The organism is Anaerobiospirillum thomasii (assembly GCF_900445255.1).
Classification (GTDB): domain Bacteria; phylum Pseudomonadota; class Gammaproteobacteria; order Enterobacterales; family Succinivibrionaceae; genus Anaerobiospirillum_A; species Anaerobiospirillum_A thomasii.
This window is the reverse complement of sequence record NZ_UAPU01000006.1, coordinates 224,233-241,249: the sequence shown is the minus strand read 5'-3', so window position 1 is coordinate 241,249 and position 17,017 is coordinate 224,233. Positions and strand designations below refer to the sequence as shown.

At 39.3% G+C, this 17,017-nt stretch carries 15 protein-coding genes; 10 read left to right on the top strand and 5 right to left on the bottom strand.

Features of this window, described 5'->3' with window-relative positions:
* The first annotated feature begins 6 nt into the window (after window positions 1–6).
* Complete coding sequence (locus DRZ93_RS06910) at window positions 7–1,107, top strand: type 2 periplasmic-binding domain-containing protein (RefSeq protein WP_172458109.1); 1,101 nt, start codon at window positions 7–9, stop codon at window positions 1,105–1,107.
* A gap of 267 nt (window positions 1,108–1,374) precedes the next feature.
* Window positions 1,375–2,097, top strand: coding sequence for a GntR family transcriptional regulator (locus tag DRZ93_RS06900; protein WP_113745416.1), 723 nt, complete (start codon window positions 1,375–1,377; stop codon window positions 2,095–2,097).
* A gap of 133 nt (window positions 2,098–2,230) precedes the next feature.
* On the opposite strand, the gene plsB is transcribed toward DRZ93_RS06900, so the two are convergent.
* On the bottom strand, window positions 2,231–4,663 hold the full coding sequence (plsB, locus tag DRZ93_RS06895) for a glycerol-3-phosphate 1-O-acyltransferase PlsB (protein WP_113746180.1): 2,433 nt from the start codon (window positions 4,661–4,663) through the stop codon (window positions 2,231–2,233).
* Window positions 4,664–4,972: 309 nt separating this feature from the next.
* On the opposite strand from plsB, the gene DRZ93_RS06890 reads away from it, so the two are divergent.
* From DRZ93_RS06890 to DRZ93_RS06870, 5 genes are all read left to right on the top strand, one after another.
* Window positions 4,973–5,908 (top strand): cation diffusion facilitator family transporter, encoded by a 936-nt coding sequence (locus tag DRZ93_RS06890; RefSeq protein WP_373854305.1) that lies wholly within the window; start codon window positions 4,973–4,975, stop codon window positions 5,906–5,908.
* Between the two features lie 8 nt (window positions 5,909–5,916).
* The gene (cysE, locus tag DRZ93_RS06885; RefSeq protein ID WP_113743195.1) at window positions 5,917–6,759 is read left to right on the top strand and encodes a serine O-acetyltransferase; all 843 of its coding nucleotides are present in this window, start codon (window positions 5,917–5,919) and stop codon (window positions 6,757–6,759) included.
* 41 nt (window positions 6,760–6,800) lie between these two features.
* Window positions 6,801–8,762 (top strand): PTS fructose transporter subunit IIABC, encoded by a 1,962-nt coding sequence (locus tag DRZ93_RS06880; protein ID WP_113746179.1) that lies wholly within the window; start codon window positions 6,801–6,803, stop codon window positions 8,760–8,762.
* A gap of 117 nt (window positions 8,763–8,879) precedes the next feature.
* Entirely contained in the window at window positions 8,880–9,530 is a 651-nt protein-coding gene (ribB, locus tag DRZ93_RS06875) for a 3,4-dihydroxy-2-butanone-4-phosphate synthase (RefSeq protein ID WP_113743193.1), read from the top strand.
* Between the two features lie 692 nt (window positions 9,531–10,222).
* Window positions 10,223–10,768, top strand: a complete 546-nt coding sequence (locus DRZ93_RS06870) for a reverse transcriptase domain-containing protein (protein WP_113746201.1) — start codon at window positions 10,223–10,225, stop codon at window positions 10,766–10,768.
* 58 nt (window positions 10,769–10,826) lie between these two features.
* On the opposite strand, the gene DRZ93_RS06865 is transcribed toward DRZ93_RS06870, so the two are convergent.
* From DRZ93_RS06865 to DRZ93_RS06855, 4 genes are read right to left on the bottom strand one after another with little or no spacing between them, the layout of a single operon-like run.
* The gene (locus tag DRZ93_RS06865) at window positions 10,827–11,846 is read right to left on the bottom strand and encodes a tyrosine-type recombinase/integrase (RefSeq protein WP_245933760.1); all 1,020 of its coding nucleotides are present in this window, start codon (window positions 11,844–11,846) and stop codon (window positions 10,827–10,829) included.
* Window positions 11,821–12,348 (bottom strand): tyrosine-type recombinase/integrase, encoded by a 528-nt coding sequence (locus tag DRZ93_RS13705; RefSeq protein WP_218564273.1) that lies wholly within the window; start codon window positions 12,346–12,348, stop codon window positions 11,821–11,823. Before DRZ93_RS13705 ends, DRZ93_RS06865 begins: the two co-directional genes overlap by 26 nt.
* Window positions 12,324–12,803, bottom strand: coding sequence for a hypothetical protein (locus DRZ93_RS13700; protein WP_218564274.1), 480 nt, complete (start codon window positions 12,801–12,803; stop codon window positions 12,324–12,326). The genes DRZ93_RS13705 and DRZ93_RS13700 overlap by 25 nt, the downstream gene beginning before the upstream one ends.
* On the bottom strand, window positions 12,796–14,031 hold the full coding sequence (locus DRZ93_RS06855; RefSeq protein ID WP_113745616.1) for a site-specific integrase: 1,236 nt from the start codon (window positions 14,029–14,031) through the stop codon (window positions 12,796–12,798). Before DRZ93_RS06855 ends, DRZ93_RS13700 begins: the two co-directional genes overlap by 8 nt.
* A 148-nt stretch (window positions 14,032–14,179) precedes the next feature.
* On the opposite strand from DRZ93_RS06855, the gene DRZ93_RS06850 reads away from it, so the two are divergent.
* The 3 genes from DRZ93_RS06850 (at window position 14,180) to DRZ93_RS06840 (ending at window position 16,871) form a co-directional block, all read left to right on the top strand.
* Complete coding sequence (locus DRZ93_RS06850) at window positions 14,180–14,926, top strand: reverse transcriptase domain-containing protein (RefSeq protein WP_113745613.1); 747 nt, start codon at window positions 14,180–14,182, stop codon at window positions 14,924–14,926.
* A gap of 279 nt (window positions 14,927–15,205) precedes the next feature.
* The gene (rbsD, locus tag DRZ93_RS06845; RefSeq protein WP_113743192.1) at window positions 15,206–15,607 is read left to right on the top strand and encodes a D-ribose pyranase; all 402 of its coding nucleotides are present in this window, start codon (window positions 15,206–15,208) and stop codon (window positions 15,605–15,607) included.
* Between the two features lies 1 nt (window position 15,608).
* Complete coding sequence (locus DRZ93_RS06840) at window positions 15,609–16,871, top strand: helix-turn-helix transcriptional regulator (RefSeq protein ID WP_113746178.1); 1,263 nt, start codon at window positions 15,609–15,611, stop codon at window positions 16,869–16,871.
* Window positions 16,872–17,017 lie beyond the last annotated feature (146 nt).

The following is a 17,017-nucleotide window of genomic DNA, read 5'->3' as shown; positions in this document are numbered from 1 at the left end:
GATAAGATGACACAATGTATAAAAATACTGGCTGTTGCAGATCCGGCCGTTTTTGCCTTTGATGATGAAAAGCTTGATATATTCAGTGCCTTTTCCCACAAAGTTGTCTTTGAGATGCACCCATGGAGTGAATATACAAAGCTTCTGCAGCTGTCACTCTCTGGCTCTGGAGGCTATGACATAGTCATGTTCCCAGGTCACCTGTTTTTAAAGGATCTGGTTGATAACAAACAGCTAAGCCCACTTGATTTTAATGCAGATAAATTGCGCATGGGTCTTGCCTATGACATAAAAATGCATGACAGACTCTATGCCTTTCCTGCCTTTTATGACGGACACATTATTGTCTTTAAAAAGGGAGTAAGCGCAAGGCTTGATGCTTATGACAATAAAATCATAGAGCCAGATACTTTTATCAAGCTTGCCACAGAAGATTTTAAGGGCGCCTTTAGTGTCAAAGCCGCGGCCTCTGAGATCTTCACTGACGCTCTGCCATTTTTACGCTATACACATAATGGCACAATACAGGATATCTACACACAAGATGGCCTTATTGAAAAAGCAGATGCTTTTACACAGCGTCTTGCAGCCTACTGCTCGTTAAAAGACAGCGCGCTGCCAGGTACAGACAAATTTGGCAATGAAGAGGTGGCATCTGCCCTTATCAAAGATGAGGCACAGCTTATTATAACCTGGTCAGGACAGCTGGGACTAATTGACAGACAGATGCCTTTAGATGAGGGGTATGGCTTTGCCACGCTCTCTACAGCCTGGAATGTAGCCTGGAATTTTGGACTTTTAGAGTCTTCTTGTAACAAAGAGATCTGTCATGAGCTTTTTGACTATCTGTGCTGCAGTGATATAGATAAAAAGTGTGCCTTATACTCAGGTACGCCTCTGTACAAGGATACAGTCTTTGACAGACCATGGAGCAAGGCTCTTGATCTGCTGCTTGAGCATGCCAAACCTCTGCCTTTTGCTGACAGCTCACCTGCTAAAAACGGTCTTTTATATGAGTACATATACAAAGCCTATACAGGACAGATGGATGCTACACAGGCTCTGTCAGAGGCCTTTTTAAAGATTGGTGCTATGGAGAGGTCATAGGCTTAACTTCTTGATTTGAGGCTTTAATTATTGTCATGTTGATCAATAGTTGTGCAGATTGATATATTTTGTACATAAATGCATAGTCAGTATAGATCTTATAAAAAAAGTTAATATAATTCAGTAATTTGTTAAAATTTATAAGACTTTTGCATATAAGATTAGCCTTAATTGACAGCGCAGGATTAGAGCCTCTATTTGTTTGACTAGATATGGCGATGTATAAGTCTTGGTGCATCAGTGTGCCTTAATGTGTGAGAATAGACTATGAGCTCTGATATTTCTGAAAATACATCATTATATGCTGTAGTTTACTACGAGATAAAAAAGAAAATTGAGCTTGGAGAGTATGTGTCCGGACAGAAGCTTCCAACTGAAAGGGAGCTTGCCAATATGTTCGGAGTCAGTCTCATAACAATAAGAAGAGCTATTCAGGAGCTAACTGACGAGGGCTTTATCATCAAGGTGCAGGGACGTGGCACCTTTGTTGAGCATCAGAAGCTGCAAAGATGCATAGACAGAGATTTTCAGATTTTAGGTTTTACCATAACCTGTCAGCTCAACGGTGTTAAAGCTTCAACACAGATACTCAATAGAGGTATAGCTGGAGCTAACAGCAAGGTCAGCAGGGCTCTTGGTGTTGATATAAAAAGTCCTACTATTTATCTTGAGCGTGTGTGTCTTGCAGATAATGTACCAATCATGCTTGAAAAGGGCTGGTTTTTACCTGAATTTGATTTTATGAAAGATGAGGAGCTTGAAAACAGCTCTATTATTAAAACTCTTGCATCTCATGGCGTGTATATTGATTCGGCAAGTGACAATATAATAGAGGTGGGCAGGGCTGACGCCATAGTTTCACGCTCGTTAAAGCTAGGCAAGGGCGAGCCTATTTTTATCATAAGTTCAGTTTTAAATGATAAAAGTGGCAGAAAAATCTACCTGTCAGTTGAGTATATTGCAGGCAACCGCTTTAGATTGAAACTATAGAACACCAATGCAACTAAAATTTTAAAATATGACTTAAAAAGAGTTTTATCCTGAATCTGTAAAACTCTTATCATCTATAAGTTATCCTACCATATTCTCAATTGGCCTCTGATAGTACCAATATGTTTAGAGATTATACCTCGCTAGTTGTTTTGTTATGCTGCTCGTAAAGAGTTTTAACCTCTCTTGCCGGCAGTAAAGGTTCAGCAGCGCGGGCAAGTTTATCCACCTTAGATGAATTTTTCTTTAAAGTACCATCCTCAAGAATTGTAAAGTAATTATGACGGATCAGTGTTTCTGTCAGAATCTTAAACATAATCGGATCTGCAAATTCAGGAGAATTTGATACATCAGATGGCAGGGATTTGGCTGATTCAATGCATCTGGCAATAAATGTATCAATGTTGATTGTGCCATCATCCATCTGCTTTAGAGTTGCTACACCCACAAGATAGCGTACCAATGATGGTCTTATGCTTCTTGAGAGAATTAAAAACTCACTAAAGCCATCACCTGATATATACAGCATCTTGTCATTTTCTGTGATGTAGCCAAGCTTTATAAAAGTATCTATGTAAACCTCTATAAGGCTATCAAGAGACTGCTCTGAGACAGGAGCATAGAGCTCATGGCGCAGGAAATAAAAGAGAGATCTTGTATGTATATTGACGTCTTTTCTTAGAATATGACCATGACGTATTAGGATGTTGGCTACTAAAGCCGGCAGGGCAAACAGATGCAGAATATTATTCTGAAAATACATAAGCTGCATGGTCTGACCGTTTGACGGACGCACAAACTTGAGATCTCCTACATCATAGGTATGGAATTTATTTAATTCAAGAGCCTGACGGATGAGAGTATTTACGTTAAGATCCTGTGGCAGTGATTTGTGACGGGCCGGATCGCATTTTAAGACCTCAAGGAACAGATTGATACAGCGGCGCAGAACATTCATGCTGACAGTTCTGTCTTCATCGTGAATCAGAGCTAAGGCGCACAGATTGATACCATTTACTGTTGCAGAATCATTTAATTTTATAATGATCTCACGTGAGAGGAGATTTACTGTTGAGTGCAGCCAGTCAGGACGTCTTAGTCCTGTAGGATCGATATCATCTTTCCATGTAGGCACATGATTTTGTAAAAACTTTGGAACAATAATTGGCTCGCCAAAAGTTACATAGCCACGTCCGTAGTAGCGCAGGCGTTTGAAGATACCAAGCAGATCCCAGGCACTTTCTTTTTGCTTTTTAATACCACCAAGCTCTCTCATGTATGAGCCAACTTCCATAACATGCTCATAACCAAGATAGGTAGGCACAAAGGCTATAGGTCTTTCTATGCCACGAAGCTGTGCTTGTACAGTCATGGAGACCATACCTGTTCGTGGAGGCAGGGTTCTGCCTGTACGTGAACGTCCTCCCTCAATGAAAAATTCTGTGGCATAGCCTCTTTCAAAGAGAATAAGCAGATATTCTCTGAACATGGCTGTATAGAATTTATCACCCTTCATCTTGCGACGTATGAAGTATGAACCGCAGCGGCGGATCAAAGGGCCTACAGGGAAAAAGTTTAAATTGTCACCAGATGCTACCTGTGGCAGAGGCAGGCCTTCATGGAAAATAACAAATGACAGCAGAATATAGTCCATGTGACTTCTGTGACATGGAATATAGATTATTTCATGACCGCTTTGTACCAGATCTCTTACTCTTTGAGCACCACGTATGGTCTGACCGTGATAGATGCGATGCCATAACAGGGATATAACTGAATTAATAAATTTCAAAAGAGGATATCTGGTATCAGCTACCATGACTTTGAAGATGTGCAGGGCAGTATGCTCAAGCTCTTCATAGCTTTTTCCGCTTCTTGTCATCTCCTCCCTGATGGCAACCACTGTGCCAGGACGCTTTAAAAGCTCCTGTATAAGTACTCTTCTGTTAGGAAAAGCCTTGCCTACAACAGCACGGGCCTTTTTTAAAAAGTACAGCGCAAGTCGTCTATTGATAATGGCCCAGTTCTTATTGACCATCTTGTGTTTAAGAGCCCTGGCTGATATTGGATCAATAAGAATGGTACAGTTGTCGCGTCCTGCAAAGGTTAGTGTCAGAAACTTGCGCCATGATGGAGTAGGTGCATCCACACCGCGGATGGCAAGTCCTTCATAACTTGGGTTTCTTGACCATAAAATAGTAACAGGAATGATCTGTATGTCCTCATCTCCCTCAAGTACATTAACCCATTCCTGAAAACGTATGGAGGCATCTACAATATGAGCCTTGGATCCAAAGAGACTTGGGCGCCTTAGATAGGCTGTACGATGCAGTTTTTTTCCATGCAGATACAGAGGTTCAAAAGGGGATGGCAGGCCAAGACTGTTGGTAAGACGCTCAAGAGTTAACATATTGCCAAGAGATGATGAGACCATAGCATAGACTATAGGCTTGCTCTTATCGATATTAAGACTCTTTAATGGCTCAAACGGTACAGGATTACAATTGGCAGTAAGCCTGATTGGCCAGTAGAAAAAGTAGCGCAGAAATTTATTTACTATAGACATGGCTCATCTCTTTATCTCATCACGTCTTAATTATAGTTTCTAAATATATAAATGGGGATTTTTCATTCTAAAAAGTGGCTTTTGAATTGAAAAATAAACAAACTTTGAGCTCTGTGTTTCATCTGCGTAAAGATGCCGTGCAAATATGGTATCACAGGACAGATTATGGGAATTAACATTAATATTTACAGCGCAAATAATGCAAACGGTGCAGGTTTGGCTGTCAATTTTTTTAAATGGTTGCAACGTGCTAAAATATGCTATGTGCTAACGGTACTTAATGTGGATAATAAAATGGATAACGCAGCAATTTTAAAAGACTCTTATAAAAAGCTTGTGCTGATGGCAGGTTTTGCTTCTGTAGCTACCGCCTGCGCTCTTATTGTAATGAAACTTATAATGTGGCTGTATTCAGGATCTTCTGCAGTACTGGCCTCACTTACAGATTCTCTTCTTGACTGCTGTGCCTCGCTTGTTAACCTTCTGGCACTAAGATTTGCCATTGCTCCTGCCGATACAGATCATAGATTCGGTCACTACAAGGCAGAGTCTCTGGCCTCTCTGGCTCAGGCTGCCTTTATAGGAGGATCTGCACTGCTGCTTATTGCCCATGGTATAGACAGGGTACGTGAGCCTCAGGAGGTTATGTATGTCAACAGCGCCATCATTGTCAGCGTTGTCTCTATTGTCATAACTCTTATTCTGGTATCGTTTCAGGCCTATGTCTACAACAAGACCAAATCTCAGGCCATAGGCGCCGATCGGTATCACTATCTGTCAGATGTGGGTTTAAATCTTGGTGTGGTAATGGCCCTGGTGCTCTCAGGCTTTGGCTATATGTGGGCCGATGGTCTGTTTGCCATATTACTTGGCATCTATATTCTCTACGGCTCCTATCATATAGGCCATTCTGCCGTTTCCACCTTGCTTGATAGATCCATGAGCAAAGAAGATCATCAGAAGGTTATGCAGAGTATTCTTGATGTGCCTGGTGTGGTGTCACTGCATGATTTAAAAACCAGGCAGGCAGGTCCGCAGTGTTTTATTCAGTGCCATCTGGTGCTAAGTTCAAGTATTTCATTTTTACAGGCCCATGATATTGCCAATCACGCTGAAGACGCTGTAAGAAAGCTCTTTCCTGATGCTGAAATAACCATGCACATGGAACCTGACAGTGATGAAACCTACAGAGAGGTACAGTTTATAGATCATATAACATGTGATATCAGCCATATTCACAGTTAGGAATACTTATGAGTAAGACAAAAGAGCAGGAAATATGGGAGCTTATCGTTTCAAGAGCTCTTGAAATAGTCAAAACTGAGCCTATGTTAAAGGGGCTGATGCTAAAGGCTGTTTTAAATCGTCAGGATTTAAAGGATGGCCTTGCCGGTTTTATTTCTGCTAAGCTGCAGACAAGCCTTGTAAGCCGTCAGGAAATATATCAGACCTGCATGCAGGCCTTTACTGACAGTCCAGACATTATTGAGGCTGCCGCCTACGATCTTGAGGCTGTGGCACAGCGTGATCCTGCAGTAAATGACATATTGGTACCATTTTTATATTTAAAAGGACCGCATGCACTTGAGTCCTGGCGTGTGGCTCACTGGCTGTGGCTTAAGGGCAGACATGATTTTGCCCGTTATTTTCAGTCCATTATTTCTGATATTTTTGCTGTAGATATTCATCCGGCTGCCGTTATTGGAAAAGGAATAATGTTTGATCATGCCACAGGCATTGTTATTGGCGAAACATGTGTTATCGCCGACAATGTTTCTATTCTGCAGGATGTAACCTTAGGTGGAACCGGCAAGGAGAGCGGTGACAGACATCCTAAGATTGCAAGCGGCGTTATGATAGGAGCAGGATCAAAGGTTCTTGGTAATATCTCTATAGGTCAGGGCGCCAAGGTTGGAGCCGGATCTGTTGTGCTGGCTGATGTAAAAGAGCATACCACAGTTGCAGGTATTCCTGCTAAGGTTGTAGGTGTTCCGCGCGATATGATGCCGTCTCTTGGAATGGATCAGAACCTTGATGATGTCAAAGGCGATATCTGTAACTTGGGTTGCGGCAAGATCTGTTCAAAGACTGTCTAAATAAAAGCAGTGGCTTGCTTATAAAGACATAGGATAAGAATATGCGTATACGTGATCTTTTAAAACCAGAGTGTATAAATCTACATTTAGAACCTCAAAATAAGGATCTGACCATTGCATCTTTAGTAAACCTGATTGATAAATCAGGATGTCTTGTAGATAGCGAGCGTTTTAGACGTGCTGTTTTAGACAGAGAAAGCAAGGGCACCACTGCCCTGGGTGAGGGTGTAGCCATCCCTCATGCTAAAAGCGCAGGAGTAAAAAGACCTGCTCTTGCAGCCGCTGTTATTGCCAGTGGCACTGACTTTGATTCTCTTGATGGCAAGCCAACTCAGCTTATATTCTTAATTGCATCACCACATCATGCCTCAAATGAACATCTTGATGTGCTGGCCCATCTTTCTTCTATGCTTATAGATGAAAATTTCAGAAAGTCTTTAATCGAGGCTACAAGTGTTGAGGATTTTTTAAAATGCATAGATATTGCCGAGGGCAACTGCTTTGATGGCAGGGGCGAGATCCTTGATGACACCAATGTAAGTGCACAGTATCAGGAGCAAAATGAGTGCACTGACAAGATAAGTACAGATAATACTCAGGAGATACAGGAAAAACACGAAACCACTGCTGCTAACAGATCTTATGATCTTGTAGCTGTTACAGCCTGTCCTGCAGGTCTGTCACATACTTATATGGCTGCTGAGGCTCTTGAGCACAAGGCCCGTGAAATGGGTCTTAGCATCAAGGTTGAAACTGATGGAGCCGCCGGCAACAGAAATAAACTTCTGCCAGAGGAAATTGCCAAAGCCAAGGCTGTTATTGTGGCTGCAGACAGAGCGGTTACCATGGATCGCTTTGTAGGTAAAAAGCTTATCAGAACCGGTGTGGTCGATGGCGTAAGACAGCCTGAGAATCTAATAAAGATGGCTCTTGATCCAGCCTGCCCTGTGTACAAAGCCACCATGCAGGTTGAGTCAAGCTCCATTGCTGCCAAGATGTACAGACATCTTATGTCAGGTCTTACCTATATTCTGCCATTAGTAGCTACAGCAGGTATTCTCTCATCACTTGCCAACTTTACAATTCTGTATGGCAGTAATACAGCTTTATTTCTTGACTCCATAGGTACCAATATAGGCTCGCTCATAATACCCGTTTTTGCAGCTTTTATTGCCTTTTCCATGGCTGGACGTACAGGTCTTGTGGCTGGCTTTACAGGAGGCATTGTCTCTTCTATTTCCAATACTGGTATTTTGGGAGCTCTGGTCAACGGCTTTGTTGGTGGCTCTATAGCCTTTTTGGTCTCAACAGTGCTGATGCGCCTTGTCAAAGGTCATGATGCTCTGCTTGCTCTTTTATTTTATCCACTGATAGGAGCTATAGGTACAACCATTGTGGCGCAGGTGGTGGTCAACCCTGTCTGCTCGTTTTTAGATACATATATCTATATATTTCTCACCTCGGCACCTGCCTTCAATCTTGCCATTGTAGGAGCTATTCTTGCAGGTATGATGGCAGCTGATATGGGCGGTCCATTTAATAAACTTGCCTATGCCTGCGGTGTGCTGATGCTGGCTAATACCCTGCCAAATCTTGGGGTGGTGGCAAGCATTATGGGTACAGTGATGCTCGGAGGCATGGTGCCTCCAATAGCTGCAGGACTTGCAAGCATCATCTATAAAAAAGGCTTTAGTCAAAAAGAGCGCGAGCTTAAATATATATCTGTTCTAAAAGGTCTTCTGTTCATTACCGAGGCTGTAATTCCCTATATGCAGGTCAACCCTCTGCTCATGCGTCTTACCTGTATTGCAGGTGCAGCTAGTGCCGGAGCCATGTGTATGTATTTTAAAGCAGCTATCTATGCTCCGCATGGTGGTATTTTTGTAATACCTATAAGCAATAATCCTCTAGCTTATGTACTCTCACTGTGTGTAGGTGTAGGAGTAAGCACTATTTTGTGTATAATTGTGCGCTATTATCTTGTGACGAAGCAAAAAATTTAAGAATCTTTTAACTTTTATGATAAAGTTTAGCGGTATTTTTATTAGGTACTCATATAAAAGAGTTAATATATAAGGATACTTTTAAAAAATATTTACAAAAATACAGTTGAGGCATCTATGTCAAAGAATAATTTACTTGAGAGCTTTGGAAGTGATCCAATTGAGCGTGTAGAGTTGGCACTTGATGCTCTGCGTCAGGGAAAGGGTATTTTAGTTGTAGATAATGAGGATCGTGAAAATGAAGGCGATCTTATTTATGCCGCTGAAACCATGACACAGGAGCAGATGGCTTTCATGGTACGTGAATGTTCAGGTATTGTTTGTGTATGTGTGAAGGAAGAAAAGGCCAAGGCTCTTGGACTTTCAATGATGGTTAGCAACAACACTTCAACCTTTGGTACAGCTTTTACCATTTCTGTTGATGCAGCAGAAGGTGTTGGTACCGGTGTTTCAGCACATGACAGAATCAAGGCTATCAAGATCGTATGTGATGACAACTCAAAGCCAGAGGATCTTGTCTCACCAGGCCACATGTTCCCATTAGTTGCCAAAGATGGCGGTGTGTTTGAAAGAGATGGTCATACTGAGGCCTCTGTAGATTTAGCCCGTCTTGCAGGTTTAGCTCCTGTTGGTGTGCTCTGTGAGCTGTGTGCTCCTGATGGCTCTATGGCTAAACTGCCACGCGTCTGCGCCTTTGCTCAGCTGCATGATATGATTGTAATATCTATTGAAGATCTTATAGCATACAGAAAAGCTAAGAATGTCTAATATTTAGAACAATTAAAAAGATTAGTACATACCATATTGTACTAATCTTTTAGTGCGCCCTGCATGTGCGCGTTTCTAACGGGTGAAAGTCCCCAACACGCCCCACTAGAGGGAAGTGTATAGCTAAAAGCAAGGTTATAGTGGTAACACTATGGCTGAAGGAAGCTGAAGGCAAATCTCCGGACCTACGAACAGAAACAGTTTATAGGCATGTACCGCGGATAAGTCTGCTAAATATGACGAAGTCCGAAATCTAGTCGTAGCGGTATATGTAAAGACTGAGCGTTATATGGAGAGAAAGAAACCGTACTTACCGGGGGAGATCCGTATAGCGGGAAACCGTAGTAACAACGAATATACGGAAGTCAGCAGACGTCATAGTACCTTGAGAGCACAAGGGAAGGACTGAACCTAACAGATATGAAAATCGGAGGAATTAGCCGGTTAAAAAAAAATGGCTCTGAAAAAGCAGTCTTCTGCAAATGCAGGCAATTGACTGTAGCTACTGGCCAAGGCTTGGACGTAAATCAAGTTGCGGAGGGTAGGAAGAGTTCTGCCGGATAATATAGACCTATGAGTAATATATCGCAAATTGAAACTATAACCTTAGAGAGAGAGTGCTCGACTACACTAACCTTAAAAGAGCTCTGCACAGTGTGCTGAGAAACAAAGGCAGTGCGGGTGTCGATAGAATGCGCACAGATGAACTCTGTGAGTATTTACAATCACACCCAGGTGAAATCACTGAGGCGATTAGGAACGGCAAATACAGACCACAACCAATTCTGAGAGTCTACATTCCAAAAGATAATGGAGAGAAGCGACCCTTGGGAATACCAACAGTACGAGATCGCTTTGTACAGCAGGCTATAGCGCAAGTACTAAGCGAGGAGTATGAAAAGGTATTCTCAGACAACAGCTTCGGATTCCGCCCGGGCAGAGGTTGCAAAGACGCGATTGCGAAAGCAAGCGAGTATGTAAACCAAGGTCTAGAATGGGTAATCGATTTGGATCTAAGCAAATTCTTTGATACTGTGAACCACAGCAAGCTTCTCCAAGTCTTAAGCAATAATATCAAGGACGGAAGAGTCATATCGCTGATACATAGGTTCATGAGAGCCCCAATCAGTGAAAACGGCAAAGTTGGTCATAAGACCACAAAGGGCACCCCTCAGGGCAACTTATGCCGAGCTCGGCATAAAGCCCCTTATGTAGATATAGATATTATGCCAAGTTAGTATAGTTTTTAAATTGATTTTTATAAACTTTCATTTTTTTAACTTGGCATAAATATTATTATTTAAGAGAGTTCAAAAATTGCATTAGATCTTGATCTTTATTCCAGTCTTGATATGTTGCTGACTCTGTAATAAGAGGTGCCAGCTTGCTAATTGCCTCATTTTTAAGCCTATTGTCAGCTCTGACGTATATCATTGTTGTTGAAATATCTTCATGACCTAAAAAATCTCTAATATAGACTATATTAATGCCAGCCTCCAACATGTGCATAGCTTTTGAATGTCTAAACATATGACAATGAACATGCTTAGGAAAAGAAGCATCTTGTCTACTAATAATACCAGCATATTTTTTAACAATATACGATATTCCATCTCGATTTATAGAATGGTTAAATCTGTTTGTAATCAAAAAATCAGTTCCTATAGCGTATTGGCGGTATCTTTTGATGTAATTGCGTATAATAGATGCAGTTTCATCAGATATTACTACTGTTCGAATTTTATTTCCTTTTCCATGCAGTGTAACTGTAGAAATTGGCTCCAAAGATATATCTGCAATTTTAATATTGCAAAGTTCCTGTACCCTGCAGCCACTGTCATACATCAGTGCTAAGATCATTCTATGTCTTAAACCTACGGCTGTATTAACATCTGGACTGTTTATAAGTTTAGCCATTTGCTCAGTGTTTAGGTAGGATATATCTTTCTGTGCAGATTTTTTAGATTTAATTCCTGCGATATTTTGTAAAGGCTCAATGTATTCAATTTTTTCAAGCTGTGCGAAATCACTAAATGCTTTTATAGCGGCAAGACGTTGATTGGCTGCAGATATGCTTGCTCCGGTACCTCTGTACCACTCTAAAAAATTTATTACGAGATCACGATTAAAATCCTTCATATAAAAAGAGTTGACCGACATATTTTTTTCTTCCTTGATGAATTTTAAAAACAGTTTTAGAGTGTCTCTATAGCTTAGGATTGTATTTTTAGAATAACATCTATGGCATGGTAGATACTCTGTTAAAAATTTTGTAACAATCTTTGCAAAATCAGTAGAATTCGCCATCATCTGCATCTACCTCCCTAATTAAATCTGGAAATGATTGTTTCATTCTGTCTTTGATATAAGGAAACCTTTCTGATGTTAACTTAACGTAGTACGCAGTTTCATGAAAAGTTTCATGCCCAAGCATTGTGCGCAAATACGGCAGGTAGGCCATTAGATCTTTTCCTTCATTAACCCATTTTCTCAAAATATTTACGCAATATGTATGACGAAAATCATGAACACGAGGGCCTTCGCCTGTATGGGGTATACCTGCCTTCTCTAAGTACCGCCGAAAATTATGGTATACATTAACCAAAGACATTGCGACTCCTGGTCGTATCATAAAAAAATACTCTTCGTCGTTTGAGTTGGTATGGATCTTTGCTTTTAAATCTCTGCATTTCTCTAAAAGCTTTGGATGGATTGGCACTAATCTTTCTTTTTTATTTTTTGCATTTAAAATAGTTAAGACTCCGTCCTGTAAATTTATATTTTTTATTTTTATTAGCCGTAACTCTGAGACACGCAAACCACTTGTATATAGAACTCTAAAAAAATAGGCATTACATCTTTACGGAAAGGGCATATGTCTTGTACAGAGTTACTTTGATCAACGTAGAAAAAGAATTTCTTAATTTCTTCATCTGAATAAATATGTGGCTCATATTTTTTCACTTTGCTCATTTTAACTTTTGGAGAAATATATGCCTTTATACCAATATCATTTAGATACTTACAAAATACGCGCAGACAACTAATTCTTTTTAATTGGTTTGAAACTTTTTCATAATCTCTTTTCTTAGACCAAAGGTCACTTAACTCCTTTGTTATAACTTTGTCAGATAGATTATTTTCAATAAAAAAAGCATCAAGTTGTAAAAATGCTTCTTCATTATGGTTATATAAATAGCCAGAAGCTCTCTTTAATTCAACAAGATCTGCAAACTCTTGTTTAAAAACGCTTTTATAGGATTTTTTATTCATTTCTAAAATCCTCCGGCTCTAGAGTACATTCAGCAAGTTTTTTTATATCTGTTTTAAGATATATAGCTGTAACATCTGGATCGGTGTGCCCAAGTATTTGTGTTATTACTGGCAAAGGTGTTTCAATCTCTAGCAGCAGAGAGCCAACGGAGTGCCGTAGAGAATGAAATCCAGATCTTTTTTTGGAGCGACTATCAATTTTAGCCTTGCGCATATATTTAGTGACTATGTTTTGTAAATGACTATCATCGCTAAAAGGATCAAATGGTGGCATATGTTTTATAAAAACTACATCTGATTTATATGCTTTTGGCCTCGCATTTTTTATATAATCTATCACCGCCCATCCAATATAATCTGGGATTGGTAAGGATAGAGGCTTTTTTGTTTTATGTTGTATAATTGAGAGCTTTTTTTCTTCCCAATTAAAATTATTAAAGCGCAGTCTTTTTATATCACCAACTCTTAACCCCAGAGTACAGGCAATTAAGATCATTGCATAATCTCTCTTACCTATAGGATTATTTCTATCTATGGCGGATAGCATCTTTTTAAGATCGTCTAAATCCCAGGAAGATGGAATATTTGCAGTCTTTGAAATATTTGGCACGTGTATCTTGTCAATGAAGTTTTCAACAATCATTCCAGATGAATGAAGAAAGCGTAAAAAGTGCCTTATACCACAGACTTGTTGCTCAACTGTTTTAAATTGAAAACCCGCAAATGTTTTAATGAAGTCGTGGCATGTTTTTGTCGTAATATCTTGTATACCGGCAACTTTCCGTTGGGTAATGAAATCTAAAAAAACTTGCGATGTTTTTTTATAATGATTTATAGTCGATACAGACAGATCTGTATTTGACAAGAAAGAAGAGTATTTAGAAAATATATCTGACATGCTGTCATTTAATTTAATTGGATTTTTTGAGGCATAATATCTTCTAGTAAGAACCCTATGAAGTCTGTAATCCTCTAACATATGGACAACACGTAGAAGTTGAACTCTTTGCTGAGAAAGTACTTTATTTTCATATTTCTGAATAAAACTGTATTTGACCTCAAGATATTTTAGCCCTCTCTCCATATTGTATTCGGTGCTACCATATTCTTGTTTTAGAAAGTCATTTATTTTTCTCCACTCTTTTTTATAGAATTCAATAGTTCCTGATGAATAGTGATTTTCTGTAAGAAGTTGGTTTAAGCCTTCTGTAATCATTTCTAGTTTCATAGTGATAACTCCTATGTAGTGAAATGATTTCAGATTAGCAAATGGTCAATAATATAAAATTATGTAGAGTTGAAAAAATTAAAATTTATATAATTCAATTTGATAAATATGCTAACTTGGCATAATATCTATATCTACATAAGGGGCTGTGTGTAGTCCGGTACTTGCAAACATACTCCTCAACGAACTCGATCAACTGTTGGACGCCAGAGACAGGAAATTTGTCAGATACGCCGACGACATGTGCATATTCTGCAGTAGCAGGAAAAGTGCAGAGAGAGTTTTAGAGTGGGTAACACGGTATATAGAGGACAAGCTATTCCTCAAGGTGAACAGAGAGAAAACCAAAATAGTGCATGTCGGCAAGGATATGCAATTCCTAGGTTTTGCATTTCTAAGCGCTAGATGTGTCTCAAAGACAAGAAAGCAGGCAAAGCCAAAGGATCAATATTTCACAACTGTGCACGACAAAAAGAGGAAGAAACTCAAGGAAAAGGTAAAGCTCATACTAGATAGAAGGTGTAAAGGCGGCATTGCTGTCGTCAAAGCTAAGCTGAAGTATCTACTCAGAGGGTGGGTAAACTACTTTGGTGAAGCCATACCAACATCATGGGCAAGGAAAATCGATGCTTGGATCAGAAGACGCGTCAGGCAACTCCTATGGAAACAATGGAAGACCCCACAAAACCGCTACAGACAGTTCAAGCTGAGATGGTCAAAAGCCCCCGCCATCGGAGATGGCACTATGGCATACAGCTCAAACAGTTATTGGAAATTATCGAAAAACCAAGGGATCCACAGAGCACTTAACAATCAGATACTGATAAACGAGGGCTGGACAACTATAACCGCGGAGCTAGAGACCCTGCATTCAAGGATCTCTAGCGCTTGTTAGGAACCGCCCTACTACCGAACGGTACGGTGGGTGGTGTGGGAGCCCGAAAGGGCTACCCGATTGTTTATATACGCATATTTCATCATATACATTCAAAACTCTTATCTCAACTCTCAATTACCCTAACATACCTTACAGAACAAAGTCTAAGTTTAGTTTAAGATATTGTTATTTAACAAATTTTTATATTAAAAATCTGTTTGCCTTTAGAAAAGTGCTTTAGTATAGTTGAAAGTATCTAAGCTTATTATATGTTTTGATTTGTTGCAGGAGCTTAATATGAAAAAAATAGGTTGTCTTAATTCAGAGCTATCTTATGTCTTATCTAAATTAGGCCACTTTGATACCATTACACTAGGAGACTGTGGTCTACCTGTTCCTCAGGGGGTACAGAGAATAGATCTGGCCGTAACCTATGGTGTGCCTTCATTTGAAGATGTTTTTAAAGTCATAGATACTGAGGCTAAATTTCAAAAGATAACTATAGCTTCTGAGAGTAAAGATAAAAACTTTGAGTTTTACAGCAAAATGAAGGAGTGGGCTCAAAGGGAGAATGTTGAATTTGTTGAAGTGCCACATGATACGTTTAAAGCACTGACTTCTAAGTCGGTAGCTGTGGTAAGAACAGGAGCATGCCTTCCTTACAGCAATATAATTCTTGAGTCTAACGTATCATTTTAAAATGTCTTTAGAAAATAAAAATGAAGTGAAAGAGGAAAGACCTGTAAAGAATATACTTCCTCTTTCATATGCTTTAAGTCTTATCTCACAGCTCCTGCCGATCCCAGTCCACGTATTTACAGACGAAGACAAATATCTTGATAAATTTAATATTGAAGATAAAGGAGATAATTCAAACATTTTTGAAACAGATTTAGATTTAAGAAAAGAGTATTTAAAAGAGATAAGATCAAAAAAAGTAGTTTTGTTTACTTCAGAAAAACCAATATTATTTGGCGGTGTCGAGTGTACTGACGGTCTGACATTGATTTTAGGTCCTATTGCCATATCTGATGTAGATCAGAGCTTTTGCAAGTTATATGCTCTAAAACACAGTGCCTCAAATATTTATCCTCTGCGCTGTTCTGAAAAAAAACTGGCAGCTCTGCTGCTTTTAATCTACAGCTCTATTACCAATAAATATGTGTATTTAAATGATTTTCTAGATGAGAGCTTTATGAGTCAGGAATTAATAGAGCAGACACATATAAAATTTGGAAATATAATCTCAAATAATACTATAGGCAATAAACCTCACAACCCTGTAGTTTTTGAGGAAACAATCAGACGCTCAATAAAAAATGGAGATGAGGATGCCTTAAAAAGAGCACTTAATTCAGTTTATGCCAATATGCGTGGAACCTTGGCGCACAATGAACTGAGATCGGCAAAAAATTTAGCTATTGTTGATGTCACAATTGCAACGAGAGCTGCAATTGAGGCAGGACTAAGTGTTGAAAAACTCTATACACTTTCTGATGCTTTCATTATGGAGATAGAGGAGTGTAAATTCCCGGCCGATGCCTATGCCTTAGCCAGAGCATGTGCACTAAGATGTACACAGATGGTTTCTTCATTTAAAAAGCATATTAAAAACAAAGAAAACTCTTCATTGATAGTTGCCAAAGCCTGCGAATATATAGAAAGACATGTCTACTCAAAGTTTAATGTGGAAGATTTATGTAAAAAATTAAAAGTAAGCAAAAGTTATTTATCAAAGCAGTTTAAAAACGAAAAAAAGATTACTCTTGGCGAATATTACAGACAAAGAAAGATAGAAGTAGCCAAGATCCTGTTGACCTCTAGTGACAAGAGTATGTATGAAATAGCAACACTTTTGAACTTTAACTCACAGAGCCATTTTGGCCGTGTATTTTTAGAATGCAGTGGCTGGACACCTACTCATTATAGGAATAATTTTTCTATACGTGATAGTGTATTGTAATATTTTACTTATTAATAAATGAGAAGCAAAGCTCAAAAATACTCCATATAAAAAGACAAATATGATAAATTGTAGATTTTCGTGATAAATATTTTCAGTGTAGTCACTATAATTTTAATTGTCGCAGGACAAAATTAAAAAGTTAT

Excerpts from the sequence above, each read along its gene's own strand:
- DRZ93_RS06910 (WP_172458109.1), top strand. The coding sequence starts at position 7 with ATGACACAATGTATAAAAATACTGGCTGTTGCAGATCCGGCCGTTTTT.
- DRZ93_RS06900 (WP_113745416.1), top strand. The coding sequence starts at position 1,375 with ATGAGCTCTGATATTTCTGAAAATACATCATTATATGCTGTAGTTTAC.
- plsB (WP_113746180.1), bottom strand. The coding sequence starts at position 4,663 with ATGTCTATAGTAAATAAATTTCTGCGCTACTTTTTCTACTGGCCAATC.
- cysE (WP_113743195.1), top strand. The coding sequence starts at position 5,917 with ATGAGTAAGACAAAAGAGCAGGAAATATGGGAGCTTATCGTTTCAAGA.
- DRZ93_RS06880 (WP_113746179.1), top strand. The coding sequence starts at position 6,801 with ATGCGTATACGTGATCTTTTAAAACCAGAGTGTATAAATCTACATTTA.
- ribB (WP_113743193.1), top strand. The coding sequence starts at position 8,880 with ATGTCAAAGAATAATTTACTTGAGAGCTTTGGAAGTGATCCAATTGAG.
- DRZ93_RS06870 (WP_113746201.1), top strand. The coding sequence starts at position 10,223 with ATGCGCACAGATGAACTCTGTGAGTATTTACAATCACACCCAGGTGAA.
- DRZ93_RS06865 (WP_245933760.1), bottom strand. The coding sequence starts at position 11,846 with ATGCAGATGATGGCGAATTCTACTGATTTTGCAAAGATTGTTACAAAA.
- DRZ93_RS13700 (WP_218564274.1), bottom strand. The coding sequence starts at position 12,803 with ATGAATAAAAAATCCTATAAAAGCGTTTTTAAACAAGAGTTTGCAGAT.
- DRZ93_RS06855 (WP_113745616.1), bottom strand. The coding sequence starts at position 14,031 with ATGAAACTAGAAATGATTACAGAAGGCTTAAACCAACTTCTTACAGAA.
- rbsD (WP_113743192.1), top strand. The coding sequence starts at position 15,206 with ATGAAAAAAATAGGTTGTCTTAATTCAGAGCTATCTTATGTCTTATCT.
- DRZ93_RS06840 (WP_113746178.1), top strand. The coding sequence starts at position 15,609 with ATGTCTTTAGAAAATAAAAATGAAGTGAAAGAGGAAAGACCTGTAAAG.